23 protein-coding genes are annotated in these 25669 nt (G+C 61.9%); 10 read left to right on the top strand and 13 right to left on the bottom strand.

The features are described from left to right. The first annotated feature begins 121 nt into the window (after window positions 1-121). The gene (hypB, locus tag P0D96_RS01660) at window positions 122-832 is read left to right on the top strand and encodes a hydrogenase nickel incorporation protein HypB (RefSeq protein WP_408282044.1); all 711 of its coding nucleotides are present in this window, start codon (window positions 122-124) and stop codon (window positions 830-832) included. Here the strand turns inward: hypB and icmH are convergent. The 11 genes from icmH to tssH form a co-directional block, all read right to left on the bottom strand. Continuing rightward, window positions 816-2072 (bottom strand): type IVB secretion system protein IcmH/DotU, encoded by a 1257-nt coding sequence (icmH, locus tag P0D96_RS01665; RefSeq protein WP_408311038.1) that lies wholly within the window; start codon window positions 2070-2072, stop codon window positions 816-818. The genes hypB and icmH overlap by 17 nt on opposite strands. Window positions 2073-2094: 22 nt before the next feature. Beyond that, the gene (tssM, locus tag P0D96_RS01670; RefSeq protein ID WP_408311041.1) at window positions 2095-6153 is read right to left on the bottom strand and encodes a type VI secretion system membrane subunit TssM; all 4059 of its coding nucleotides are present in this window, start codon (window positions 6151-6153) and stop codon (window positions 2095-2097) included. 32 nt (window positions 6154-6185) lie between these two features. Then, on the bottom strand, window positions 6186-7520 hold the full coding sequence (gene tssL, locus P0D96_RS01675; protein WP_408176561.1) for a type VI secretion system protein TssL, long form: 1335 nt from the start codon (window positions 7518-7520) through the stop codon (window positions 6186-6188). Window positions 7521-7607: 87 nt separating this feature from the next. Beyond that, window positions 7608-8954, bottom strand: a complete 1347-nt coding sequence (gene tssK, locus P0D96_RS01680) for a type VI secretion system baseplate subunit TssK (protein WP_408176562.1) — start codon at window positions 8952-8954, stop codon at window positions 7608-7610. Window positions 8955-8966: 12 nt separating this feature from the next. Next, on the bottom strand, window positions 8967-9467 hold the full coding sequence (gene tssJ / locus P0D96_RS01685) for a type VI secretion system lipoprotein TssJ (protein ID WP_408311047.1): 501 nt from the start codon (window positions 9465-9467) through the stop codon (window positions 8967-8969). A gap of 100 nt (window positions 9468-9567) precedes the next feature. Further along, on the bottom strand, window positions 9568-10050 hold the full coding sequence (locus tag P0D96_RS01690) for an Hcp family type VI secretion system effector (RefSeq protein ID WP_132374334.1): 483 nt from the start codon (window positions 10048-10050) through the stop codon (window positions 9568-9570). A gap of 46 nt (window positions 10051-10096) precedes the next feature. Further along, window positions 10097-10582: a DUF3828 domain-containing protein gene (locus tag P0D96_RS01695; protein ID WP_408311050.1), complete on the bottom strand. Its 486-nt coding sequence runs from the start codon at window positions 10580-10582 to the stop codon at window positions 10097-10099. After that, a complete protein-coding gene (locus tag P0D96_RS01700; protein ID WP_408176564.1) occupies window positions 10582-10983 on the bottom strand; it encodes a hypothetical protein in 402 nt (133 codons plus the stop codon). Before P0D96_RS01700 ends, P0D96_RS01695 begins: the two co-directional genes overlap by 1 nt. 132 nt (window positions 10984-11115) lie before the next feature. Further along, window positions 11116-12609, bottom strand: a complete 1494-nt coding sequence (tssC, locus tag P0D96_RS01705; RefSeq protein WP_408282060.1) for a type VI secretion system contractile sheath large subunit — start codon at window positions 12607-12609, stop codon at window positions 11116-11118. A gap of 33 nt (window positions 12610-12642) precedes the next feature. After that, on the bottom strand, window positions 12643-13191 hold the full coding sequence (tssB, locus tag P0D96_RS01710) for a type VI secretion system contractile sheath small subunit (protein ID WP_408282063.1): 549 nt from the start codon (window positions 13189-13191) through the stop codon (window positions 12643-12645). 38 nt (window positions 13192-13229) lie between these two features. Further along, entirely contained in the window at window positions 13230-15977 is a 2748-nt protein-coding gene (tssH, locus tag P0D96_RS01715) for a type VI secretion system ATPase TssH (protein WP_408311053.1), read from the bottom strand. Between the two features lie 564 nt (window positions 15978-16541). Here tssH and P0D96_RS01720 point away from each other — a divergent pair. From P0D96_RS01720 to P0D96_RS01755, 8 genes are all read left to right on the top strand, one after another. After that, the gene (locus tag P0D96_RS01720) at window positions 16542-17201 is read left to right on the top strand and encodes a TagK domain-containing protein (RefSeq protein ID WP_408311056.1); all 660 of its coding nucleotides are present in this window, start codon (window positions 16542-16544) and stop codon (window positions 17199-17201) included. Continuing rightward, a complete protein-coding gene (locus P0D96_RS01725) occupies window positions 17198-18070 on the top strand; it encodes a type VI secretion system accessory protein TagJ (RefSeq protein WP_408311059.1) in 873 nt (290 codons plus the stop codon). Before P0D96_RS01720 ends, P0D96_RS01725 begins: the two co-directional genes overlap by 4 nt. 16 nt (window positions 18071-18086) lie before the next feature. Then, window positions 18087-18632, top strand: a complete 546-nt coding sequence (gene tssE, locus P0D96_RS01730; RefSeq protein ID WP_408311662.1) for a type VI secretion system baseplate subunit TssE — start codon at window positions 18087-18089, stop codon at window positions 18630-18632. 52 nt (window positions 18633-18684) lie between these two features. Then, complete coding sequence (gene tssF, locus P0D96_RS01735) at window positions 18685-20574, top strand: type VI secretion system baseplate subunit TssF (protein ID WP_408311062.1); 1890 nt, start codon at window positions 18685-18687, stop codon at window positions 20572-20574. Then, complete coding sequence (tssG, locus tag P0D96_RS01740; protein ID WP_408311065.1) at window positions 20574-21671, top strand: type VI secretion system baseplate subunit TssG; 1098 nt, start codon at window positions 20574-20576, stop codon at window positions 21669-21671. Before tssF ends, tssG begins: the two co-directional genes overlap by 1 nt. Further along, window positions 21661-22755: a type VI secretion system protein TssA gene (locus P0D96_RS01745; RefSeq protein ID WP_408311068.1), complete on the top strand. Its 1095-nt coding sequence runs from the start codon at window positions 21661-21663 to the stop codon at window positions 22753-22755. Before tssG ends, P0D96_RS01745 begins: the two co-directional genes overlap by 11 nt. Before the next feature lie 121 nt (window positions 22756-22876). Continuing rightward, window positions 22877-23179: a hypothetical protein gene (locus P0D96_RS01750; RefSeq protein WP_408311071.1), complete on the top strand. Its 303-nt coding sequence runs from the start codon at window positions 22877-22879 to the stop codon at window positions 23177-23179. Further along, window positions 23179-23394, top strand: coding sequence for a helix-turn-helix domain-containing protein (locus tag P0D96_RS01755; RefSeq protein WP_408311074.1), 216 nt, complete (start codon window positions 23179-23181; stop codon window positions 23392-23394). Before P0D96_RS01750 ends, P0D96_RS01755 begins: the two co-directional genes overlap by 1 nt. 25 nt (window positions 23395-23419) lie before the next feature. Here the strand turns inward: P0D96_RS01755 and hpaC are convergent, their stop codons facing one another. Continuing rightward, a complete protein-coding gene (gene hpaC / locus P0D96_RS01760; protein ID WP_408311077.1) occupies window positions 23420-23959 on the bottom strand; it encodes a 4-hydroxyphenylacetate 3-monooxygenase, reductase component in 540 nt (179 codons plus the stop codon). A 256-nt stretch (window positions 23960-24215) separates the two neighbouring features. On the opposite strand from hpaC, the gene P0D96_RS01765 reads away from it, so the two are divergent. After that, window positions 24216-24878, top strand: a complete 663-nt coding sequence (locus P0D96_RS01765) for a response regulator transcription factor (RefSeq protein ID WP_132374345.1) — start codon at window positions 24216-24218, stop codon at window positions 24876-24878. 32 nt (window positions 24879-24910) lie between these two features. On the opposite strand, the gene P0D96_RS01770 is transcribed toward P0D96_RS01765, so the two are convergent. Next, window positions 24911-25654 (bottom strand): SDR family NAD(P)-dependent oxidoreductase, encoded by a 744-nt coding sequence (locus P0D96_RS01770; protein ID WP_408311081.1) that lies wholly within the window; start codon window positions 25652-25654, stop codon window positions 24911-24913. Window positions 25655-25669 lie beyond the last annotated feature (15 nt).

Consider the following 25669-nt stretch of genomic DNA (forward strand, 5'->3'; position numbering starts at 1 on the left):
TGAGTCGACAACCGCAGGTGCGGGCTCGGCCGGACCTGCCTATCGGCGAGTCATCCCGCGTCATCTTGTGGGTGTCAGTGCGCATTCGCATTCACACTCGCACAGCCATCACGATGATCATGTGCACGATCACGGAGATGTCCACCACCATCACGAACATCACCACGAACACAGCACCTCGATCAACCTCGAACGCGACATCCTGGCGAAAAATCAGCTACTGGCCGAACGCAATCGCGGCTGGCTCGCCGGCCGTTCGATCCTGGCGCTGAACCTGATGAGCTCGCCGGGCGCCGGCAAGACGACATTGCTCGAAAGAACGATTCGCGATCTGGGTAACGCGTTCCCGCTGACGGTGATCGAAGGCGACCAGGCCACGCTCAACGACGCCGAGCGGATTCGCGCGACCGGTGCGCGCGTGGTGCAGATCAACACCGGCACCGGGTGCCATCTCGACGCGGAGATGGCGTCGAGAGCATTGACGCAACTCGACCCGCCGCTGCATTCGGTGGTGATGATCGAAAACGTCGGCAATCTGGTGTGTCCCGCGCTTTTCGATCTCGGTGAAGCCGCCAAGGTATTGATTCTTTCGGTGACTGAAGGCGAGGACAAGCCGATCAAGTATCCGCATATGTTCCGGGCGTGTTCCTTGTTGTTGCTGAACAAGATCGACTTGTTGCCGCATTTGCGCTTCGATGTGGAGCGGTGCATTGAGTATGCGAAGCGTGTCAATCCACAAATGCAGATTCTTCAGGTGTCGGCGCAGAGCGGAGAGGGCATGGAAGCGTGGTATGGGTGGCTGCGCAGCCGCGCTGCTACTGCGTCACCGTGATCTCGACGCGCCGGTTTTTCATCCGGCCGTGAGGCGTGTCGTTGGCTGCAATCGGTTCCTCATCGCCTTTTCCTGTTGCAATGACACGATCAGACGGCAGACCCGCTGCGAGCAATATCTGCGTGACCTGTTTCGCGCGCTCTTCGGACAGCGTCTGATTGGACGCCAGCGAAGACCTGGCGACCGGCAAACTGTCCGCATATCCTGTGACCCGCACCGTTGCCGGCGTCCGGGCGACTTCTCTTCCCACGATGGCGATCAGCGGCGCAACCCAGGCGTTCACACTTGTCTCGCCCGGCAGAAACATGTCGTCAAAGCGAAGCTTAATGGTTCCCTGCTGGGCATTTTCCATCAGGCTGACCGTGCCGGCAGCAATCTCGTTCTTCAGAAGATCAGCCAGATTCCGCGCCAGTACGTCAGCCGGCTTTGCGAGTTGAGCCGGTCGCGGCTCATCAACTCGGGTGTGGAAGCCGGCGTAGGTAACGAAACCGAGCAGCGCGACAAGCATGAGGGCGAGCGCAACCCGCAGATACGCCTTGCGTCTTGGCGCCGCTGCCGCAAGCCTGACTTCCGGATCGAAGTGATCGCGTGGCGACGGAGTGAGGGCGGAGGCAGTGACTGCGGTATGAGCAAGACGCGCGGGTGCTGATCGGTTCGTTGTCGCGGCGGCGTTGTGAAGCTGCCTGCGAACCGCTTCGAGTTCGGCCTGCCCATTCGACGCGAACCGGTACCGTCCCTTGAAGCCGAGGTCCAGCACCTTCTGGATCACCTCAATCAGGTCACGATGTTCGAGCGGATCAAGCATGGCCTGCTCGATGATCGCATAGACCCGGTCGCCGCCCTGGCGATCTCCGCCGAACGCAACGGCGAGGCTATGCGCCGTCCACTCCACACCAGTCGACACGCCTTTGCCCCAGGCAGTTTGCATGGCAGCTTCGTCCAACGCCGAACACAGGCAATAACGCGCGTTCTGAACGTGATCGGGGCGAAGACGGAGTTCGGCGCAGGCTTTGTCGAATACCCTGACTTCATGCGAGAGCCACCTGTAACGCATTTCGACGGCCTGGCCGTCGAGTGCCACCGGCGTATCGGCCAGTGCGTCGAGCAAAAGGCGCGCCGCTTCGAGAAGCGGATTTGCCGCGGCCTCGGCCGCCTCGACACGCGTGCGAATCGGCGGCGATGCGGGCATGCGTGGTTGCGTGGGCAAAATGGCCGGACCGGATGTCGATGTCATGTGCATTCCCCGGATGTCGTGTGCGAGTTCAATGAGGCGTGCCCGGCGCCGCAGCCGGAGCGCCCGGCGGCAATCCCGCCGGCGGCCCGCTGTCGGTGAGGGTGAACACCGGCATCGAGCTCGGGCATCGGAAGGTTTTCAGCACATCGCTCGTCAGGGGATTGGGGACGCTGCTTACACCGGCGATATCGAGTACGGCTTTGCGGCCGTCGAAATCGAATGCGACACGTATGCGTCCGGGTGTCGTGGTCTCGACGACCTGCCCTTTCTGGACCAGCCGCATCAGCGCCCACGGACCGTCCGCTGTGATCGTCGAACTCTCCGGCCGGATGCGCGGCTCGGCCATCATCTCCGCGTGCACTCCGCCGCGAGGTCCTGGCCAGGTCACCGGGAACGACGCAACCGGCCCATGCTGATAGAGCGTCGTCTGGCCGTCGATGTCGACCATCAGGCCGGTGATCGTCGGATCGAGTTCAGGAATCCGGATATCGGCCTTCCAGGACAACTGCTTCTGATCCGGATCGGCAAAGAAGATGTCGCGAATGGTCTTGGCATGCTGGAAGGGTTCGAGGTCCGGACCTTGGACGGGTTCGGTGGCGCCAGCCAACGTCTTGTAGCGCCAGGGTTTTGCCGAGGTGTCGACGAATGCCGAGAGCGTCTTCGTGAAGAAGTCGTCAATGACGCCACCTTGTGCGAAGACGCGCGTGAAGTCATCGATACGGACATCGCGCTTGCTGTCGGCTGCGAACGGATAGTTGCCCTCGATCGTCAGCCGGCAAGTGTCGCCGACCACTGCCTGCATTTGTCGCGACAACAATTGGCCAATGCCCTGATTCACCTCGCGCGAGCCATCCCCCGCCAACGCCTGCAGTACGGCGCGAAACGGAGCCGGCATCGTGTTGGCGGTCATCTTGAGTTTGGACGCCGTGTCGCTTGCCGGCGGCATGCTGTTGTTGGCGATGGCGTTGTCGGCGACAGTCAGCGATGTGTAGTAGTCGTTCAACAAGCTCGCGACACCGTCGAGACCGGTCTTGCCGGCCTGTGCAGTGGCCGCTTGCGGCGCGGCCTGTCCGTCCGCGTTGCCCGTGACGACCTCGCGCAGCGCGGCGAAGTGGCTATCGACCAGCTCGCGTTCGATGATTTCCGAAGCCCGTATCCCGAGCGTCTTGTCCGCCTTCTGGCTTAGCTGGTCAGCCGCCTTTTGCAGGAGAGAGCCGTCCGCTGCCGCGACGGGTTGCGTCAGCGTGGTCTCGCGCGCCGCTGCGCGCGCCAGCCGGGCAAGCGGTGAATCAGGCGCCGCAAAGCTGCGCAGCACCTGCAGATTGAACTGCAGACTGGTACCGTTCACTGTACGGATGTCACCGAGAAACGCGTCCCACTGTTGTGCGTATTCCGTCAGATACTGCCGGCGGATGGCATCAGTTAGCGGGTCGTCAGCGCCGGTCACGGCGCCTACGAATTCAGATGTTTTTTTTTGAGCCTCGCCGAGATAGGAGCGACCCATCACCCACGCATCGTCGTCGCGCGCGGCCTCCACGAACTCAGGCAGGCGCTTGTCGAATAGATGCCGGTATCCGTCGAAGGTGAACAGTCCAGGCACGCCACGCGACAGCGGCGCGCCGCTCGCCCGCGTGAAGACGAGTCCGGCTTGCGGCCCGACCGAGCGGATCAACGTGAATTCGTCGGGCGCTTCCTTTTGCATCGCCGTCTTGGCCCGTTCGTACAGACGCCCGGTTGCATTGCTGCCGTCGAGAAACGAGCGGGCCTGCCGGACCAGTGAATCGTTGCGGATCAACGGTGACTGGACCACGCGGCTTCCTGAAAAGAGCTGCTGGACGTGGTCGATCATCGAGGCCCGGCCGCCGAAAGCCGTTGCGCTATCCGTGTTCGCCCAGTCGTTGAGCACCCAGGCCTTCACGTCGTCGGCGTTGAATTTCGCCTTGTTGTAGAGCATCAGGTAGACGCGCAGCGTGTCGTAGGCCGCCTTCGAATCCCTGTTGGCCACCGCCAGCGAGATGACGTCCTCCACACGCTTGACGATCTGCGGCAGCAGCAGGTTGTCCTCGAGCACGTCGTAGGTGCGACGGCTCTCAGCGACGACGTCAGGCGCGATATAAAGGCCGAAACGATATGCGCTATCCGGGTCCGACAGGTCGAGCCTCGGGAAGGTCGGCAGGTAGCGTGCCTCGGTGAGCGTATCGGGGATCGCCTCGGGTTTCGGCTCCTTGTACAGTTGCGCGACCTTCGCGGCCAGCGCCTGGGTCTTGCGGCTGATGATGGAGAGATAGTCGCTGTTGTTGCCGAAGCTGAGGCGCAGGCCGATGGCCAGCCATGCGAACAGCAGCACAGCGAGGGCATGGCCGATGAGCCGCAGGAGACGGAAACGGAATTCCCAGCGCAGATTGGGTCGCACCAACTGCGCCTCGGCGAACACGACTTTCGTGAGCAGATCGTGCAGGAAGTAGCTCTGGTTGCCGGCCGGTCTCGACGCGCGTGTGCCCAGTACCCGATCGAGCGACGCCGATAGCCGCTGCGCGATAGTCCGCCGCTCGGCGACAAGTGCGCCGCCTGCCTGGATCGCGCTGGTGAAATAGACGCCGCGCAGAGTGGCGTGAAGTTGCGTATCGTCGTAACGCGAGTCGAGGAAGACGCGCTCGACCAGCTCGCCGAGCGGTCGGGACAGAGCGGCGAACTCTTCAGATAGCGCGACAAGCTGCCGGCGTCGGGTGGCATCGAACTCGTCCTGCAAGCGCGTGTTGACGCCGTCGGCCAGACGATTTGCCAGCAAGCCGAGCTCCTCGTTGCAGCGAGTCCGAACTCCTTCCGCCGCAATGGTCTCCTTGCCGTAGGGAGGCGTAAAACCCCAGGACTGGGCGCGTCCCTCCGCTGGCAAGGAAGCAAAGTATTCGTTGAAGCCGGTCAGCCGGTCCATTTTGGTCACGACCAGATAGACCGGAAAACGGATGCCGAGCGCTTGGCGCAACTCCGCGAGACGTCCGCGCAACGCAGCCGCTTCGGCCATGCGCGCGCTGTCGTCGAGACTCGTCAGCACGGCCAGATCCAGCGTCAGTAGTGCGCCGTTGATCGGTGCGCGAGGCCGGTGCTTGCGCAGCATCGCCAGAAAGCCGAACCACTCGGCCGCATCCATTTTCTCGTGCAACGGACCGGAGGCGGGATGGACCGTGGCGGAAGCCGTAGCGGCAGCGGGCTGCACCGGGAGAGCCACGACCGATTTGTCCTTGTCGTGCGCGCTTTCGCTCTTTGACGTGGCATCCGTCTTGTCGGCAGATTTCCTTCCGGCAGTAGCGACCGTCGACAACATCCGGCTGTGTTGCGAGGTGCCGTGACGGGTGTAGTGGCCCGCGGTATCGATCAGCACCGCGTCGTTGGTCAGCCACCAGTCGACGGACTCGGTGCCGGCAAGGGCGCCGACGGTACGCTGCATCTGGCCCGCGACCGGAAACGACAGGCCGGCATTGAGCAAGGCTGCCGTTTTCCCCGAACCCTGCGAGCCGAGCGTGATGTACCACGGCAGTTCGTACAGGTAGCGCTTGCCCTGAAACAGGCGTCCGATGCCGCGTGCTCCGGTGCGCATTGCGTTCAGCCGCGCCAATGCGCCCGATACGATCGCCTGCACTTTTTCCAGCTGCGCCGCAGCCGGCGATGCCTCTTTTGCGCCACCGAAGTCGAGCAGGCTCTTGAGGAATTGCGCGTCGGTGCGCATTCTCTGCCAGAGCCGCAAAGTCCAGTACACGGCGAAAATCGCCAGCACGACTGCAATGGCGATCACGCGTGCCGACCCGGGCACAAACGGCTGTTCATGCCCGAACGCGAGGAGCGGCGACGCATACCAGATGAGCAGGCACAGTAGCGCCACGAACATCATGCTGGTGGACCAGCCGGCTAGCCACAGCAGCACGCCGCCCAGCATCAGTCCGATCACCAGCACACGCATCCCGACGGTTGCGAGCGGCTTCAGCCCACCGAACGCAACAAGAGGACCGACAAACCAGACCACCAGCGCGACAACCAGCAGCGCGACAAAGGCAAGAAACTGGCGCGATACCAGAAACGACAACTTCTTCATGCTTGAATTTCCCGAGTGTCCTGGTTGGTCCGTTATTGCGCGACCGTGATTTCGACGCGGCGATTCTGTGCGCGGCCCTGGACGGTTGCGTTATCGCCTATCGGATCGGCGTCACCCTTTCCTACTGCTTCGAGCCGGGCCGCCGGCACGCCCGCGGTCTGAAGCATCTGCATGATCTGGGTGGCGCGCTCCTCGGACAAGGCTTCGTTCGACGCGAACTGGCGGCTCTTTATCGGCAGGTTATCGGTGTAACCCAGCACCGTTACCTTGCCCGGTACCTTCACGATTTCGCCCGCGATCTTCGTGACCAATGGCGTCATCGACGTCTTCACCGTCGCGGCGCCCGGCGGGAACATCGAATCACCGTGGAACGTCACTGAACTGTGATGCGCGTCTTCGTCGACGCTCACGGTGCCCGCGGCAATCTCGTTCTTCAGCAGTTCCTTGAGATGAAGTGCGGGCGGGGCAGGCGGGGGCGTCATGCGCCCGATGTCGGCGATCTGTTTTTGCACCTCGGCACTCCGGTTCAACAGTTCGTATTTGAAATAGCCGAACAGACCGATCAGGATGACTGATAGAACGGCAAGCGTGATCCATACCGGGAAGTCGAAGAACGACACACGCTTGCCCGTCACATCCGATTGCCAGTGAGGTGATAGTGCGACGGCCAGGCTCCCGCGCTGCGACATGATCTCGTTGTAGATCCGCTGACGCACGGTTTCGTGTTTGCGTCGGCCATCCGCCTCGTAGCGGTAGCGACCTTCGAAGCCGAGGCTAAGAATCCGGTAAATGAGTTCGAGCAGGTCGAGATGTTCCTGCGACTCGCTCATCAACCGCCCGACCAACAGATAGACTTTGGTGCCGCCCTGGCGATCCTCGTGGAAAAGCGTGGCAAGACCGTTGGTATTCCATTCGACGCCGGTTTCACCGCCTTTTCCCCATACCGTTTGCATCGCGGCTTCGTCGAGTGCCGTGCACAGGCAATAGCGTGCGCCGAGCATGTGATCGCGCCGGATACTGATCTGATCGCAGAGCTTCTGGAAGCCCCGCACTTCTTGCTCCAGCAAGACTCGCAACTGATCTATTCCGTCCTTTTCCAACTGATCGGGCAAGTCCGCCAGCGCCCGCAATAGCGGGCGAGCTGCCTCGAGCAGCGGATTGCGGGCCGCTCTGATGGCGGTAAGGCGCTCCGCAGTCGATTCCCCCTGCGGCACATCTCGATGAAGAGACGCTCCGGACGCTGCCGCGCCCGCGCTCCGGGAAGACTGTCCTCCTGGTGCGGAACGCGGGACGGTGCTCTGAATGCCGTCTTGATCGCCTGGCCACCGGTCACGCTCGCCCGAACGGTTCGCTACGTCTGAATTCACTGGTTTACCTTTTTTCTCTGGAATTTCGTCGCGCCTTCTGATCTCAGGCACGAGCACCTCCCGCTGCCCGATATCGGCTGATGTGTGCTAGCCGCGCACGCCCCACAGTTCGAGCTTCAGCGACGGGAAATCACCGGCGACATGCAGGGCGAGGCCGCCGTGCCGCGCGACTTCTTCCCACAATGGGCCGCTACGCGAGAGTTCGTAGTACACGAAGCCCGCGTTGAACGGGATCTGTCGCGGCGGCACCGGCAACGCCTGCAGCGCGATGCCCGGCAGATGTCCACGCACCAGGTCCGGCAACCGTTCAGAGGGACCGGCTTTCGCCTGGGCGGCGAACTGTTGCTGGAGCAGATCCGGCGGCATCGCGGCGTGCACTGCGAGCACGACTGCCGTGAAGCCGCGCATGTCGACTGGATCGACCACCGCGTTGCGCATCCCATGTCCCTGTTCTTTCAGCGCGATGCTTTGTGCGCTGCGCACCAGCACCGCGTTGAGTAACAGGTGCGTGTCATCCACCACGGGCTTCAGGCAAAGATGTGGTGTGGTGTGCTGGTAGGCCGGATGGGAGTCGAGCGGGCGGCGGCTTTCGGGACGCACGTAGGTCGACAGTTCTCCTGCCATGCTCAGCAGCAGCGCGTACAGATCGGCCGGCGACGTGGTCGGTACCCGGCGCAGATGCTGGAGCAGAGGCTCGTAACGGTTGAGCGTCTGCAACAGCAGATAGTCGGACACTTCGGCGGTCGTGCCGGCCTTGCCGTCGCCGCCGGTCAGCCGTGTAGCGAGGGCGGTTGCGCGCAGGCGCGTGAGTTCGTGAATCTTCGCGAGCCAGCTCGTGAGCAGGTCGCTCGCCCCGAAGCCGGCCACCGGCGGAATCAATGTGTCGTCCAGAACGATGCTGCTATCCGCGTGAATCGTCTTGACGCGTGTCAGCGCAAGTCCGATCCATGCATCGGTCAATTCCTTTTCCGGCACGAGTCGCAGGCGCAGATTCGACAATTGCACGGTCTTCGGCCCTTGTCCGATCGAATTGGTGTCGCGCAGGTCGGTATCGAATACGACGTTGCGGGCGAGCGAGTCAGCGGCGTTGTCGAAAGTCGTCTCTTCGCCGTTCGGCACACGGACAGGCACGGCGAGATAGATCAACTGATCCAGGTGTTCCGCGCGGATGGTGAGCGGCGCAGGCGGGGGAGTGCTGCCGGGCGTATCGAATGGCGTGCCGTCGGCGAACACGCCGCTGGCCGATTTCACGATCACCTTGCCTAGCGCCAGCGCTTCGGTATCGAGGCTGTAATGACTGAAGCCGAAGAAGAACGGCGAGAGCGTTGCTGCGCGCTTGTGCGCATAGTGTTCGAGATACCGTTCCTGTTGCTGAAAAAGCTGCGGGCGCAGAAAGAGCCCCTCGCTCCAGACGACCTTGTTGTGCCAGCTCATGCGTTCATTCCACTATTTGGTCTCGGTAATCTTGATTGCGTTGGGTTCAAGATTGATGGTCAGTTTGAGTTTGGGCGAGGCGCGGTACCACGCCGCATCCGGCGCCGCCGGCAGCGGATAGACCGCGCGCCATACCGAGTTGGGCAGATCCCGGTAGGCCGCCAGGATTCCGACGCTGGTGGTTGCGGGATCGGCCTTGGTCTTGATGGATTTGCTCTCGCCAGGCCGCAGCTGGAATTGCTGGCGGGTGACGAGATCGTCCGCGAGAGCGGTCTTGTCTTTGTCCTGTAATGAAAAAAAGTCGGCGGAATTGAACACGCCGTCGGTTTTCAATTCATAGATCCGTACGACAATCGGCGCCGCGCGCTTCTGATCGTCGGGATTGACGCCGGCGGATGCCACGACCGACAGTTCGAGCTTGACGGGTTCCTTCGCCATTTTGGGATCGCTGCTGACGCACGCGGTCAGCGCGCATGCAAAAGCGAGAGCAATAACGTTGATGAAGAGGCGCATTAGGCAACGCAAAATGAGGCGCGATAGAAACGCCGCGGGAAGCAAACCGGAAAGGCCCAGGCGGGCCAGGACCTGCCCGGGCGACTGTTGGCAGGACGGCTTAAGCCTCCTTATTGCCCTTGATGTCGAAGGCGGCCGTCACGGCGCCGCCGCTACCGCCTTGCGCGTTCTGTACGACGTATTCCTGCTTGACCTTGGCAAACGAAAGCCGAACGTGTTCGTGAATGCCTTCGTCGGAGTTGCTGCCGGACGGATGAACCTGAGTCACGATCACGTCACTCATCGTGATCTTCAGATATTCGAGCGGGTTGCCACCGGCTTTGCGGACAACCAGCACAGCCTGGTCGACGTGCTTGCCGGTCAGGCAGTACTTCATCAGGTTCGGGCTCGCCCGGTCCACGAGGTGTTCGAACTCGAGGTCCTCGACGGTGGCCTTGCCGGCGCCGCCACCCGAACCAGCGTGCATGTTCGCTTGCTGCGATACGCGCCAGCCCCAGCTCCTCACCTCGATCTCGTTCTTGTGCGACGAGTCCGGCGACTCGCCATCAATGCCGTTAATCTTGAGAAAAATGTCTTGTGCCATCTAAAGCTCCTTGGTGTTAAACATCTACAACCTGGTTTCACAACAACTACCTGACCAAATCAGCAATCTCTGCCTGTAGTGCGTCACGGAGGCTGCGCCGATCATCACTGCCCCTGATATCGTCGATAAGCCATTTGCCACGAACCCACACCAAATCGAGCTCCACCCTGTTCGGTTTCCTGAAGTTCGTAAATGAAACGACGGCCTTTGCTTTTTGGCGCTTCGCCACCGTGACTTCAATGCCGGTCGTCTTCACGTCGAAGTCCTGACAACGGCAAATCGGATCCATGTCCAGATAGCCGGCCTCGCCCTTCAATGCCCGCTGATCTTTCCTGATCAACTGCAGGAGCGATGGCGAGGCAATGGCGTGAGAGCCCGCCGCCTCAATGCCGGGAGGATCGCCGTTGAACATGTAGGCGCTGTAGACGGTTTGCAGAAACCGCTGCGCTGACGCGGCGCTTTGTGCAAGTGCCGGCTGCATGCTCAGAACAGCCCATGCGATCACCGCCAATACGCAGGCTCGCAATCGCATCACTGTTCTCCCTGCCACCGGTACACTTTGTACGCGGGCTTGTTCTGGCGATAGCCGGGCCCGCTCCACATGTCGTTCTGGCGGAAATCGGAAACCCACCGCTGACCGTTGTACATGGTGATATGGCCGGCGATATTGCCGCCTGGGTAAGACTGAATGACGGCAACATCCCCCTTGCGCGGCGTAATGAGGTCACTTGCCGACACCTCGACAAAACCGTGCGCGCGCAGAACGGGGCCGTAGTTCTTCGCCAACTCGACCGCCGGTCCTTGAGAAATGACGATTCCGCCGGCCGCAATCGCTTGCCTGACGTAGGACGCGCATCGGCTAAGGGAGTCCGCATGTGCGTGAGCATTGAGATGCGCTACGGCTGCATCGACATCGTAATTTTCATCGGCCATATCAACGCCTTGAATCGGATCGAAAACGGTAAAGAATCACGAACGGCGAGCTGGTCCGTGCCTGGACGCACGGCTGGTTTCGGACAGCAGACATGCCGTGCATTCAGGGGGACCTACTCGCGAACGTATCGATTAAGCCGCTTCCTTGATGGACGGCAGTTTCGCGACGAGACGCAAGGACACCGTCAGGCCTTCGAGCTGGAAGTGCGGGCGGAGGAAGAACTTCGCCTGGTAGTAGCCGGGATTGCCTTCCACCTCTTCCACGACGACTTCAGCCGCGGCAAGCGGACGTCGCGCCTTGGTTTCCTGAGACGAGTTGGCGGGATCCGCGTCGACGTAGTGCATGACCCACTCGTTCAGCCAGCGCTGCATTTCCTCGCGCTCCTTGAACGCGCCGATCTTGTCGCGCACGATGCACTTGAGGTAATGCGCGAAGCGCGAGCAGGCGAACAGATACGGCAGGCGCGCGGACAGATTCGCATTCGCGGTGGCGTCAGCGTCGTGGTATTCGGCCGGCTTCTGCAATGACTGCGCGCCGATGAAAGTGGCGTGATCGGTATTCTTGCGGTGGATCAGCGGGATGAAACCGTTTTTCGACAACTCGGCTTCGCGCCGGTCCGAGATGGCGATCTCGGTTGGGCACTTCATGTCGACGCCGCCGTCGTCGGTGGGGAATGAATGACACGGCAGATTGTCGACCGTACCGCCGGATTCGACGCCGCGGATCAGCGAGCACCAGCCATACAGCTTGAACGAACGATTGATGTTCACACCCATCGCATAGGCCGCGTTGGCCCACGCGTAACGGCGGTGGTCGGAGCCGTTGGTGTCTTCTTCGAAGTCGAATTCGTCAACGGGATTGGTCTTCGCGCCATAGGGCAGGCGGGCGAGGAAACGTGGCATCGCGAGACCGACATAGCGCGCGTCTTCGCTATTGCGCAGCGAGTTCCACGGCGCGTACTCGAGATTCTGAGTGAAGATCTTGGTCAGGTCGCGCGGGTTGGCGAGTTCTTGCCACGATTCCATCTGTAGCACCGAGGGCGACGCGCCGGAGATGAACGGCGTGTGCGCCGCTGCGGCGACTTTGGCGATCGAGCCGAGCAGATCGACGTCAGGCGGCGTATGGTCGAAATAGTAGTCAGCCACCAGGCAGCCATAAGGCTCGCCACCAAGCTGGCCGTACTCTTCTTCATAGATCTGCTTGAAGAGCGGGCTCTGATCCCAGGCGATGCCTTTATAGCGTTTCATCGTGCGGCGTAATTCGTCTTTCGACACGTCCATGAAACGGATCTTCAGACGCTCGTCGGTTTCCGTGTTCGAAACCAGATGGTGTACGCCGCGCCAGGCGGACTCCAGTTTCTGGAAGTCGTCATGATGCAGAATCAGGTTGATCTGCTCGGAAAGCTTGTGATCGATCTGAGCGATGATCGCCTCGATGCTCTTGTAGGCGTCGTCGCTGATCGTGGCCGATTGCAGCAGCGCCTGTTCGGCGAGCGTCTGCACGGCGTGCTCGACGGCCTCGCGGGCCTGTTCGGTTTTTGGCCTGAATTCCTGGTTGAGCAGTTGGGTAAAGTCGGACTGCGTGCTTACTTCCGCGGTGGCCGCGTGCATTGGTTGTTTTGCCATGTTTTGTCCTCTGAATCTGTTCTTTCCCGTCGATCAGCGGGGCGCGTCCGCGGCATCCGCCACGTCGGCTGCGGCGTTCGAAAGCTGGGGTTTCGGTGTGGCCGCAAGCGATTTCAGCAGCGCCGGATCCTGCAGCAGCCTGTTGACGAGTGATTCCGCGCCGGACTTGCCGTCCATGTACGTTTGCAGATTCGCGAGTTGCGTGCGGGCTTCGAGCAGTTGCCGCAGCGAATCGACCTTGCGGGCGACGGCCGCCGGCGAGAAGTCCTCAATGCTCTCGAAGGTCATATCGACCATCAACTGCCCCTCGCCTGACAGCGTGTTCGGCACCGCGAATGCGACGCGCGGCTTGATCGCCTTCATCCGTTCATCGAAGTTGTCGATATCGATATCGAGGAAACTACGGTCGGCAACCGGCGGCAGCGGTTCGACGGGCTTGCCGGAGAGGTCCGAAAGCACGCCCATGACAAACGGCAGTTCGACTTTCTTCTCGGAGCCGTAGACTTCGACGTCGTACTCGATCTGCACACGTGGCGCCCGATTGCGCGCGATGAATTTCTGCGAACTACTGGGAACAGACATTGAGGTCTCCGTGGACGGTGGTGATGAGTCGGCAGCGTTTAGTCAACCTGCTCGACGGAAAGGGAAGGTGACATTGCGGCTGCTGATGACTCGACCAGGGCATGCGCATACGTGCATTGGAAAGTGAGCGCGACGATGGGTGGTGCGCTCGCGTCGACGACGTCGATTTCAATGCGCGTGATGGGCCATTTCGACGAAAATGCGTCGAGCCACAACGCGGATAGGCGAGGCAGCACGTGTTGTTCGATGAAGCCGATCAGTACACGAGCCCCGGTTTCCTCGACAAGACATCTGCCGACGATGTAGTCGACGACTTGCTGGTTGTAGGCAAGCGCAATGTCATGGGCACGGGCCATGCGCATGACCACGCGGTCCAGATGCAAGCGCACGATGCGCGCAAGCGATTCATCGGCAAGCGGCCGGTACGGCACCACGGTGACGCGGCCGAGAAATGCCGCGGGAAATGCCTTGAGCAACTCGTGTGTGAGGGCTTCGCGCAGCCCGTCGGCGTCGGGCGAGAGCGGTGCATCGGCACACAGGCTTGTCGTCAGTTCCGAGCCGGCGTTGCTGGTGAGCAGAATCGTCGTGTTGCGGAAATCGATGTAGCGGCCGTCACCATCTTCCATGTAGCCTTTGTCGAAGACCTGGAAGAACATTTCGTGCACGTCGCGATGGGCCTTCTCGATTTCGTCGAGCAAAACGACCGAATAGGGGCGGCGCCGAACGGCCTCAGTGAGCACGCCTCCCTCGCCGTAACCGACATATCCGGGCGGAGCGCCTTTCAGTCCGGAAACGGTATGAGCCTCCTGATACTCGCTCATATTGACGGTGATCAGGTTCTGCTCGCCGCCGTAGAGCGCCTCTGCCAGTGCGAGCGCCGTCTCGGTTTTGCCCACGCCGGACGGCCCCGCGAGCAGGAATACGCCCAGCGGCTTTTTCGGGTCCGTTAGCCCGGCGCGTGCGGTTTGCACCCGCTCGCCGATCTGATGCAGTGCATCGCGCTGGCCGATCACACGCGCCTCGAGCGTGGCCGGCAGCGACTGCACGGCGGCCACTTCGTCGGTGAGCATGCGGCCGACCGGGATGCCTGTCCAATCCGACACAACTTCGGCGACGATCGCTTCGCTCACCTCCGGAAACACCAGCGGTCCATCGCCCTGCAATTCCGTGAGCGCGCGTTCCAGTTCCTTGAGCGGATGAAGCGGTCTGCGCGTATCCATGCTTCTGTCGGGTTGCGATGCACCGGCATCGGCACCGAGCGCATCACGGGCGGCGAGCAAGGCCTGCGCCGCGAGGAGCTGTGCTTGCCAGCGCGCTTCGATGCTTTGCTCGGCGGCGACGAGTTCATCGATGCGACTCTGGGCCGCCTCCAAGGCGCGGCCGGCATCGAGGCCGATACGCGATTCCGTGGCGAGCAACGCGCTTTCGACGCGCGCTGCCCGCACGCGTTGACGCACGTCCTGCAGCTCTCGCGGGGGCGCATGCTGGGAAAGTGCGACACGCGCGCAGGCGGTGTCGAGGAGACTGATTGCCTTGTCCGGCAACTGACGGGAAGGGATATAGCGATGCGACAGGGTCACGGCCGCGCGGATCGCCTGGTCACGCACGACCACACCGTGATGCCGCGAGAACGTTTCCGCAAGTCCGCGCACCATGTCGATCGCCGCCAGTTCTTCCGGCTCCGGCACTTGCAGAACCTGGAAACGCCGCGTGAGCGCGGGATCCTTTTCAATGTGCCGTTTGTACTCCGCCCAGGTCGTCGCGCCGATCGTGCGAATCGCGCCGCGCGCGAGCGCGGGCTTGAGCAGATTGGCGGCGTCGCCGGTGCCGGCCTGGCCGCCCGCACCGATCAGCGTGTGGATTTCGTCGACGAACAGGATCACGGGGACCGTCGACTTCAATGCCGCCTCCAGCACGCCTCGCAGACGCGCTTCGAATTCCCCCTTCATGCTTGCGCCTGCGAGCAGTGCGCCCACGTCGAGATTCAGCAAGCGCACGCCCACCAGCTTGGGCGGCACGTCGCCCGCGGCGATGGCGCACGCCAACCCCTCGACAACGGCGGTCTTGCCGACGCCCGCCTCGCCGGTCAGCAAGGGATTGTTTTGCCGGCGGCGCAGCAGCACGTCGATCATGGTGCGAATTTCCAGCTCGCGCCCGACGACCGGGTCGATTTCACCGTTGTGTGCGCGCGCTGTCAGGTCCGTGCAGAACTGTTCGAGCGGCGAGTCCTTTGATACCGCGGAAAGGGCATGGGAGGCTTCACCGGGCACCGCTGGCGAGAAATCGCTGTTGTCGTAAGGTGCGTCAGCGGCTTCGGGCGACCCGTCGATGTATGCAAGAACAGCGTCGTCCAGACTTTCGACAGGTATCTTGCCGAACGCCGGTGAGATGGACAGCAGCACACGCCGCAGTTCAGGCGTCTGTACGAGTGCGGCGACGAGCCACGCGCTACGGATACTTCGGTCGTCGAAACTAAGCGTTGCAAGCACCCACGCGCGTTCGATTGCCAATTCGACGTAATGCGAGAAGTCACTGATCGAACTGGCCCCCGCGGGCAGTGCGGCCAGCGCACGCGCCAGATCGCGATCTAGCGTTGCGTGATCGATGCCACAGTGCCGCGCGATCCGATGCAGGTCCGAATCAGGCTGCTGGAGCAGTTGATGGAGCCAATGCACAAGCTCGATATACGGATTGCCGCGCAGCTTGCAGAAGGCCGTGGCGGACTCGATGCTTCTGTACAGCGTGGTTCCAAGCTTGCCGAAAAGCGCCTGACGCGAAATCGCCATGTGGTTTCTCTGAATCGTTGTTCTTGGTTTTGTGCTTTCGACTATTGCCGGACAACGTAATTTCTAATCAGCCTAACGACTATTCAATTTAGTCTGGTCGAATCAAGGTTGTATTCCGAATTTCCCGATATTCTTTGGAATAAGCAAATCGTCTTGACTGTATTAAACACATGGCTTGGATGATTCGTCAATTGACTATTGCCTATAAAACTTGCAACTTATCTAGATTGGGAAATTTCTATTCAATGTTCGGAAAGTTCTTCGTGGTGGGTATGTTGTCATTGGTGTTGTGTCTGCATGTCTTTGTTTTTATGGAATAAAAATATATCTCTATATTGTATTTAAATGTTGGTGAGTGTTGTGAGGTCGGGAGGTGTCTAGCTTTGATCAAGGTTTTTCGGCGAATGGTGTTTGTCTCAAAAATAAGATCGGTTATCGGAGTAAAATTTCATTCGACGGGTAATGGACTAATGCCCGCGAGTTGTGGTTAAAATGCGATCTCTCGCCATTGAGGAAAGGCACGGGAATCGCATGTGGATAAACAGGCTTATTAGGCGCGAGGCCATGGCGCCGACGCGCATTGAACCGGGCGCGGCCGAAACGGAATGCGGACTGCGGGAAGACATGCGCCTCGCCCGCGAGGCCGTCGACGATCCACTGCGTGCCTGTGAAGACGATGCCGAGGACCGCATCGACGAAGACTTGCGTGGCAGTAACGCCATATTCGGACTGATCGGCGGCGCCCTGGCCTCTGAAAATGGCGAATCGCGGCGCGAACGAGACGAGGCAGGTAATGGCGCCGACGATCTGATCGAGACGCTGCATGAGCAGTATCGTCGCGTGCTTGTTGATCCGCAGGCGTCGCTTACCGAAGGGTGGGGAGCACAGCCGGCGTTATCGGCGGGACTGCACCCGGCTTTGCACTACGAGTCATCGGTGGTTGCTCAGGCGCCGCACAGCGGGTCGATCGAGGCACTCCTGTCCGGCGCGCGCTTCATGGAAGACGTCTTCGGCCCGCTGGCGGCGGCTCATGAAGCTGACCTGGCGGCACCGGATCCGGTCCCGGAAATCCTGGATCTTTTTGCGCCGGAGGAATACCTCGCCGCGGCAGCGCGGCGCGCCCGCGCGTTGCCACCTGCGCTTGCGCGGCGCGAGCACCATACGTTGGGTCTTGACAGCCCATTGCCGGCCTCTCATTCATTGACACACGAAGACGCTCGATGACCGCGCAGCTATCCCGCATCAACCCGACGACCGATCACGGCATGCCGCTCGATGAGCGCATCGCGGCTGCTGAAATGCAGATTCGCACGCGCCCCGCAGCAGCCGAATTTCGCTGGGCGCTGTTCCAGTTGTTATGCGTGACCGGTCATTGGGAGCGCGCAATCGGTCAGCTCCAGGTGTTTGCGCAACTTTGCCCCGAGCAGACTCAGGCCGTTCAGGTGTATCGCGATCTGATTCGCGCCGAGCTCTGGCGCGCGAAAGTCATCGCGGGTCGCGAGCGTCCCGGGTTCGTCTTCCACGCGCCGTCATGGGTCGAGGGGCTCATCGAGGCGTTGCGTCTGAGCGCTGCCGGTCAGATCGACGCCGCCGACCAGGCGCGCTACGCGGCGCTCGATCGCGCACCGCTCGTCGCCGGTCAAGCGCCGGATTTCGCGTTCGACTGGATCGGCGACAGCGATTCGCGCTTCGGACCAGTCTGCGAAGTGGTGACGGCAGGACGTTACCGGTGGTTGCCGTTTTCAGATCTTGCCGCGTGGAAGGTCGAGCGTCCCGCCACGCTCCTTGATCTCGTCTGGGCACCGTGCACGTGGACGCTGCTCGACGGCACCACGGTTTGCGGCTTCGCGCCGGCGCGTTACCCCGGCGCGGAAGATGTGCAGGGGGACAGCGGCGAGCGCGATGCCATCCGACTAGGACGCAAGACGGTGTGGCGGGAATCGGGGGCGACCGGCGTGATCGCCCATGGCCAGAAAACGTGGACCACCAGTGCCGGCGACTTGAGTGTCTTCGAGCTTGCTGGTTGCGAATTCAGTAACGGCGCGAGCAAGCGCGGATCGAATCAGCAGGGCGGCTCAAATGAACAGGCTTAAGCCGGCGTCGAAGCCGATGTGCGGCGACGCGCGGTCGGTTCGTGATGGCGGCACCACGCCTCGGCGTGCGAATGCGCACCTGCTGCCGACCTTGCTCGACCGCCTGCGTGACGATGCCCCGCAGAGGCAGACAGAAGCGCCCAATGAATACGCGGTGACCCGTGCACAGATGCGCGACATCGTGCAGCGCGACCTGGCGTTCCTGCTCAACACGACCAGCATCGAGGACCTGATCGATCGCAAGCGACATCCGCACGCGGCTTCGTCAACCGTGAATTTCGGTGTGCCGGCGCTGGCGGGCGCCTTCACGGCAACGCGCAAGTGGGAAGACATCGAGAAGATCATCCGGACCGCGATTAGCGAGTTCGAGCCGCGGCTGATCTCCGATTCGCTCAGCATTGCGCCGCTCGCGGGAGTCGATGCCGACGTTCACTACAACGTGCTGGCATTCGAGATCCGCTGCATGATCCGCATGGATCCTTATCCGCTCGAATTCATGGTGCAGAGTTCGCTCGATCTGGAAACGAGCCAGTTGAACGTCACCGGCATGCGCGCGGGCTGAGCACCGCCCTCCGTTGCGCAAGAGAAGCTTAAAGAACAACGAGAAAACACCGATGGATCCGCGACTGCTCGACTACTACAACCAGGAATTGATCTACATGCGCGAGTTCGCCGGCGAGTTCGCGCAGGCTCATCCCAAGATTGCGCGGCGGCTCGGCATGCAGGCGGGTGAGGTGGCGGACCCGTATGTCGAACGTCTGATCGAGTCGTTCTGCTTCATGGCGGCACGCATGCAGATCAAGCTGGATGCCGAGTTTCCGCGTTTCACTGGGCGGCTTCTCGAAGTCATCTACCCGAACTACGTTGCTCCCACGCCTTCGATGGCCGTCGCGCGCCTGTACCCGAGCCCCGTCGAAGGCAATCTTGCCGAAGGTTTCCGCGTTGCACGCGGCACCGCCTTCAAGTCCCGCGTACCTGATGGAGAGCAGACGCCCTGTCAGTTCCGCAGCAGCCAGGACGTGATGCTCTATCCGCTGGAGATTGCCGAAGCAAGGTTGACCGGCATTCCGCCCGACATTGCTTCGCTCGGCCGCTACGTGCCACCGAACGTGCAGGTACGCGGCGCGCTGCGCCTGAAGTTGCGTACGACTAATGCAGCATCCATGGCCGATCTGCGAGGGCTGGACAGATTGCCTGTGTACCTGGCGGGTGACGAACAGGTTGCTTCACACCTGTTCGAGCTGATCCACGCGGCGGGCGTTGCAACGATAACCGGCGTGCCGGGTCAGTTCGGCACAGCGGGCCGGCCGCTGTCCGTGGTGAGTTCCGACGCGGTGGTTCACGAGGGACTGGGGCACGACGAGGGCCTGCTGCCGCTCACGTGGTCGAAATTTCACGGACACAACCTGTTGCATGAATACTTCGCGTGCCCGAGTCGCTTCTATTTCTTTACGCTAACCGGTCTCAAGGAGGGCCTGCGCCGCGTCAACGGCCCGGAAGCGGAAATTGTCCTGCTACTCGACCAGTCACCCGACCGGCTCGCGAGCCTCGTCGACGCGTCGCGCTTTGCGCTGTTCTGCACGCCGGTCATCAACCTGTTCCGTAAGCACACCGACCAGATCGAACTGTCGGAAGGCGACACCGAGTTCCGCATCGTGCCGGCGCGGCTTCATCCACTCGACTATGAGGTGTTTGCCGTTGAAAAGCTGTCCGGGCAGGTCACGACGACGTCCGCCGAGCGCGAATTCCGGCCGCTATTTCAAACGTTGAACAACGACGAAGGAAATTACGGACGGTATTTCTCGACGCGCCGCGAGCGCCGGCTGATTTCGGACTCGGCGCGCCGCTACGGTACACGAACACCGTACATCGGCACGGAGATGTTTGTGTCGCTGGTCGACCAGCACGAGGCACCCTACAGCGAGGAAATCCGCTACCTGTCGGTCGATGCGTGGGTCACCAACCGCGATCTGCCAAACCTTGTGCCGCGTGACGGCGTCAACGATCTTTCGGTAGCCGACGCCGATGCGGTGGCGAGCACCGGCTTGATTCGCGCCCCCAGTGTGCCGAGAGCGCCCTACGCGGAGCGCGAGATGGCCTGGCGGCTGATCCGTCAACTGAACTTCAACTATTTGCCCCTTGACGATCTCGATCACCGCGAGGGCGGGCAGGGCTTGCGTGACCTGTTGCGACTGTTCCTGGCAGCCGACGACACCGAGCACCGACGTCAGGTCGAAAGCCTCGTCGGCGTGAAGACACGGCCGGTGGCGAGGAAACTTCCTGGTGGTGGCCCGCTGGTGTTCGGACGTGGCATCGAGTGCGCGCTGACCGTCGACGAAACCGGCTTCTCGGGCACCAGCCCCTATCTGTTCGGCCTGATTCTCGAGCACTATCTGACGCGACACGTGTCGGTCAACAGCTTCACGCAGACCGAACTGCATTCGATGCAGCGCGGCCGCGTGGCGAACTGGCCCGCGCGCATGGGCACGCGTGGGATCGTCTGATGGACCGGGCCCTGCTTAAGGCGATCGTGCGCGATGCAGCGCTTTCGCCGGAGTTGATCGAACGCCTGCGGGCCGAGCCGTGGCGCTACGGCTTCCTGATGCTGCTGCGTCGCATCGGCGCCGATCCGCGAATCGATCCGGTCGGCACGGCGCAACGCCCGCAGGCGGAACCGTTTCGTCTCGGGCAGCAGCCGAGCCTGACCTTCGCCCCGCGCGAAATTGCGAGCGTCGGGCAGGCGAACGGAAGACTGAAAGTGCGCCTCTTCAGTCTGGGGATGCTCGGGCCGAACGGGCCGCTGCCGATCCACGTAACGGAGATTGCGCGCGAACGTGAGCAGAGCCGACGCGATACCACGTTGGTCAATTTCCTCGACATCTTCCACCACCGCTATCTGACGCTGCTGTACCGCGCATGGGCGTCCGCCCAGGCCGCGGCGGGACTCGATCGACCCGGCAACGAGCGATTCTCGTTCTACGTTGCGAGCCTTACCGGCCAGGATGTCCGCGAGATCGATCACGGGCCGCTGCCTGCGCATGCTCGGCTGTCGGCCGCGCCGCATCTGGTGCGCGAGGCGCGTAATCCGGATGGCCTGCGCGCCACGCTTGCGCACTACTTCGGCGTGCCAGTCGCCATCGAGGAATTTGCATTTCACTGGTTCGACGTGGATCCGAGCGAACACAGCCGTCTCGGCTGGCCTGGCTCGCCGTCGACAATGTGCGACGGCGCGACGCTCGGTGAACAGATTCCTGATCGCCAGCACAAATTCCGCATTGTCGTCGGGCCGGTCGACCTCGACGAATACCTGCGCTTTACCCCGCAGGGTGCGGATTTGCCGCGACTGATTGAATGGGTCAGGACGTTCGTCGGCAATGAGTTCAACTGGGAACTGGAACTGCGCATCCGGCCGCAGAGTGCGCCGCCTGCTGTCATGGGCGGTCCGCAGCAGCTCGGATGGTCCGGGTGGCTGGGACGTTCAGCGTCTGAAGAGCGGATTACCGGTATGCGTTTCGAGCCGGAACGCTATGTAAAGGAATTCAAGCGATGCCGTGGATGTGGCGCAGCCGCGCGGGTGATGAAGGTAGACGATGAGCAATAACAGAAAACAGGCGCCCCAGAAAGCCGCGCCGGCCAAAGGGCCAGCGCTCCACGACTGGATGATGCCGGTGGATGACAGCGCTCCTTGCGGGGCCGACCTCGAATACGATCCGGAATTCGTGGTGCTTTCGGCGAAAGTGGCCACAAGGATTGAGGCACAGTATGGCGACTTCGTGGGTTCTCCGGACCCGGTCAACTGGAGCGATGTCGATCGCGACTGCCGGCGCCTGATGATGCGCAGCAAGGACATGCGCCTCGCGGTCCTCTTTACGCGGTGCCGTACGCGCCTTGCGGGTGCCGCAGGTCTTGCCGAAGGCACCGGATTGCTCGCTGCATGGCTGGCTGCGTTTCCCGACGGGATTCACCCGCAACCGGGCGTCGACACAGACCGTGATGCCGCGCTGGAAATTCGCATGAATGCCTTGCAGACGTTGGCCGATACAGACGGTCTGCTATCGGACGTGCGCGAGATCGCGCTGACGAAGTCGACAGCGACACGCCTGCAGGTGCGCGACGTTGAACGCGCCTTTGCTCAACCGCGTCCGAGCGATGCGCTTGCGCCCGAGTCGGTGACGCGGCAACTCGATGATCTACGCGTGCAACAACCAGCGGCTCTGGCGGGATTCGATGACGCGCTGGCGAGCGTCGCCGCGATCGACGCGTGGAGCCGCGAACACCTGAATCTCTACGCCGCGGACTTGTCAGCGCTTACCCGGTTGCTGCGGCATCTGAGCGCCGGGGAAGTGCGATCGGAAAGCGCTCACCCGGCGATCGTCGCGGCCGACGCGCAGGCTATGGACGAAGTCACGAATGCCGCGTCGAGCGATTCGTTACCCGCGAACGAAGAGAGAACAGCATCGCCTGTCGCTGCCGCCGTCAATCGCCGCTTGGACGTGACACCGGCGGATCGTCAAGCCGCGCTCGAACTGGTCCGGGCAGCTCGTCAGTGGTTCGAGCAGCATGAGCCGAGCAGTCCCATTCCAGTGCTGCTGCGGCGCGCGGAACGGTTCGTCGGCAAACGCTATGCGGAGGTGGTCCTGGCGATTCCGGCCGAGTTGCTCGTGCAATGGGACAACGAAACATGACGTGCGCTGGTGAGAAACACAACCGAAAGATGCCTTGCATCAGCCCGATCAGTGACGGCAAAAGCGAACCCCGATCCATGCGCAACCGTCGCTTCCAGCATCTTTGGAATGTAGATCGTTTATGAACAAGCATGCGCATGTCCATCGTCAGGTTAAGCACGGCAAGCAGGGTTGGGTGGCAAGAGACCCGTTGATCGTGCCGATCGCGTCGCGAGACGCGTTGCGCAAAGCGATAGAGCTCGAAGGCATTTCACCGACCGAATTCAGTGACCTGCTCTGGATCACGGCGCAGGAATCGGCGGGGGTTGTGAATGCTCACAACCCGGCGTCGACGGAGCGGGGTCTGTTCGAGTTGCTGCGTGCCCAGTATGGCCTCAATCCGAATGGCGAAAACGCCCGTGGAATACAACCAGTTGCGCTTTAGTGGCCATTGCCCAGCACGGCAGCATCCGCGCCGCGGCCAAGACGGCGTGCCTGTCCCAACCCGCGTTGACCACGGCGATCCGCGAACTCGAACAGGAATTGGGCGTGCCGCTCGTGACACGCAGCGCGCGCGGCGCGCAACTCGACTGTTTCGTCGAAGCCGTCACGTCAGCGCCGCTTTTTCAATTCGACACCGATCGTGCGGACGTCGCATGAGCAGTCCACGTGCCGCGATCATGCATCAATGCGATGCCGCACGTTTGATGCGATGGAAGTTACGGTCGAAGTAGATCAAGCCATCGCCATCGCTTCGTACGCTAATGCGTGTGGTCTTCACGAACATCACCGAGTGCGAGCCGACTTCCTTCAGGTCGACGATCTCGCCTTGCAGACTCGCCAGCGCGTCGCGCAAGACCGGCACGCCGTGCGTGCCTTCGTCCCAGATGGGCCAGCCAAAGCGTTCTTCCATCGGCACCTGGGTCATGCCCGCGAAGTGGCGCGCGAGCAGTTCGTGCTCGCCAGGCAGCACGTTGATGCAAACATGCCGGTTGCTTTGGAAGGTCGCGTGCATGGCGCTCGACCGGTTCAGGCAGACGAGCAACGTAGGCGGCGTATCGGTGACCGAGCACACGGCGCTCGCGGTGACGCCGCATCGTCCATGCGGGCCCGCTGTCGTGATCACGTTGACGGCGGCGCTGAGGTGCGCCATGGCTTGACGGAATTGCTGTTTCGCGTCCATGTGAGCTTCGGCGTCGGGAGTCGCGTGTTGGGTCGGCGTCATCGTTCGGGTTCCTAGGCTGATCTCGTGTGATTGGATTCAAGCGTAAGCAATCCCCGCGGAAAATAAAATCCGCGCGAGCGGTAGCCGGGCAGCCGTGTTTCCCAGTCCGTCTAAAGCTTTCCCCAATGCATCGCCGAATGTTGGGCTGATAGGCAAAACAAAGCGCCATTTCAGGGTAACTATCGCTTTGCAGCGCTTTTTCCGCTGGTTATGATGGGCCAGTAATACGCTTCGAATCGCATCTAAAACTACCCCCATGCCCCAGCCTTCGCAGTCCGCCACACCCCTCGCACCGATCGTGTACATCGTCGACGACGACAGCGGCATGCGCACGTCGCTTGCGTGGCTGCTCGAATCGGTTGGCGTGAAGTCGGCGGGTTTTCCGAATGCCGGCGAGTTTCTCGGTGCGTTCGATCCGGACGTGCCCGCCTGTCTCGTGCTCGACGTACGCATGCCCGAGCAAAGCGGCTTCGACGTGCAAGCAGAATTGAATCGTCGCGGCGCCACGTTGCCGATCATTTTCGTCAGCGGCCACGGCGATATTCCGATGTCGGTGCGCGCGTTGCAAAACGGCGCGATCGATTTCGTCGAGAAACCGTATAACTCGCAGCAGATGCTCGACCGCGTGCAAAGCGCGCTGAAGCTCGCCGCTCAACGTCACGTGGCCGCCCAGAAGCAGCGCGAGTTGCGCAAGCGGATCGAGTCGCTGACCGCGCGTGAAAAAGAGGTATTGCGCGGCGTGATCGACGGCAAGGGCAGCAAGCGCATTGCCAGCGATCTGTCGATCAGCGTGAAGACCGTCGACGTGCATCGCGCGAGCATCAAGGACAAACTCGGTGCGGCCTCGATCGCGATGCTGGTGCGCGAGGTGATGGCGGTGTGGGATCAGGATGCGGACACAGGCGGCATGCAGCGTTGAAGCATGCCGCGCTGGTGTGCACGCCCATCGGCTTAGCGCATGAACAGACCACCGTTCACATCCCAGCACGCGCCATTCGCGAAGTAAGCATTTTCCGCGGCGAGCATCACGGCTACATCGGCGACATAGTCCGCTGAGCCGAGACGTCCGGCTGGAATGTTAGCGATCACTGCCTTCAGTTTGTCGGGGGCCACGCTTTCATGGACGATCGGCAGATCCATCGGTCCAGGCGAAACGGCGTTGACGGTCACGCCCGCAGCGCCGAGATCGCGCGCGAAGACCTTGGTGAGCGTGATTACACCGCCTTTCGCGGCCGCATAATGCGCGCCGGTTGCCGAGCCACCGTTCTGTCCCGCGAGCGACGCGATGTTGACGATACGGCCCGTGCCCGCGTCGGCGAAATGCTGGCCGAACACCTGGCAGCCGAACAACACGCTGCGCAAGTTCACGTTGATCACCTGATCGAATTGCTCGGCGGTAATGTCCATCACGGACACGACTTTCGAGGCGCCCGCGTTGTTGACCAACGCGTCGACGCGGCCCCAGCGCTGCAGGATCGCGTCGCGCGCCGCGATGAACGCGGCTTTCGCGGTCACGTCGAGATTCAGCGCGAAAGCCGTGGAACCGTCGGCGCTCAGATCGCGCGCGAGAGCTTGCGCGGCGTCGAACGCGATATCGCCGATGGCAACGGCGTAACCCGCCGCGTGAAAGCGCGTCGCGATCGCGGCGCCCAGGCCGCGCGCCGCGCCGGTGACTAGAACGACTCTTTTCTGCATTGCATCCACTCCACT

This window comes from Paraburkholderia sp. RL17-347-BIC-D, assembly GCF_046027915.1.
Lineage (GTDB): Bacteria > Pseudomonadota > Gammaproteobacteria > Burkholderiales > Burkholderiaceae > Paraburkholderia.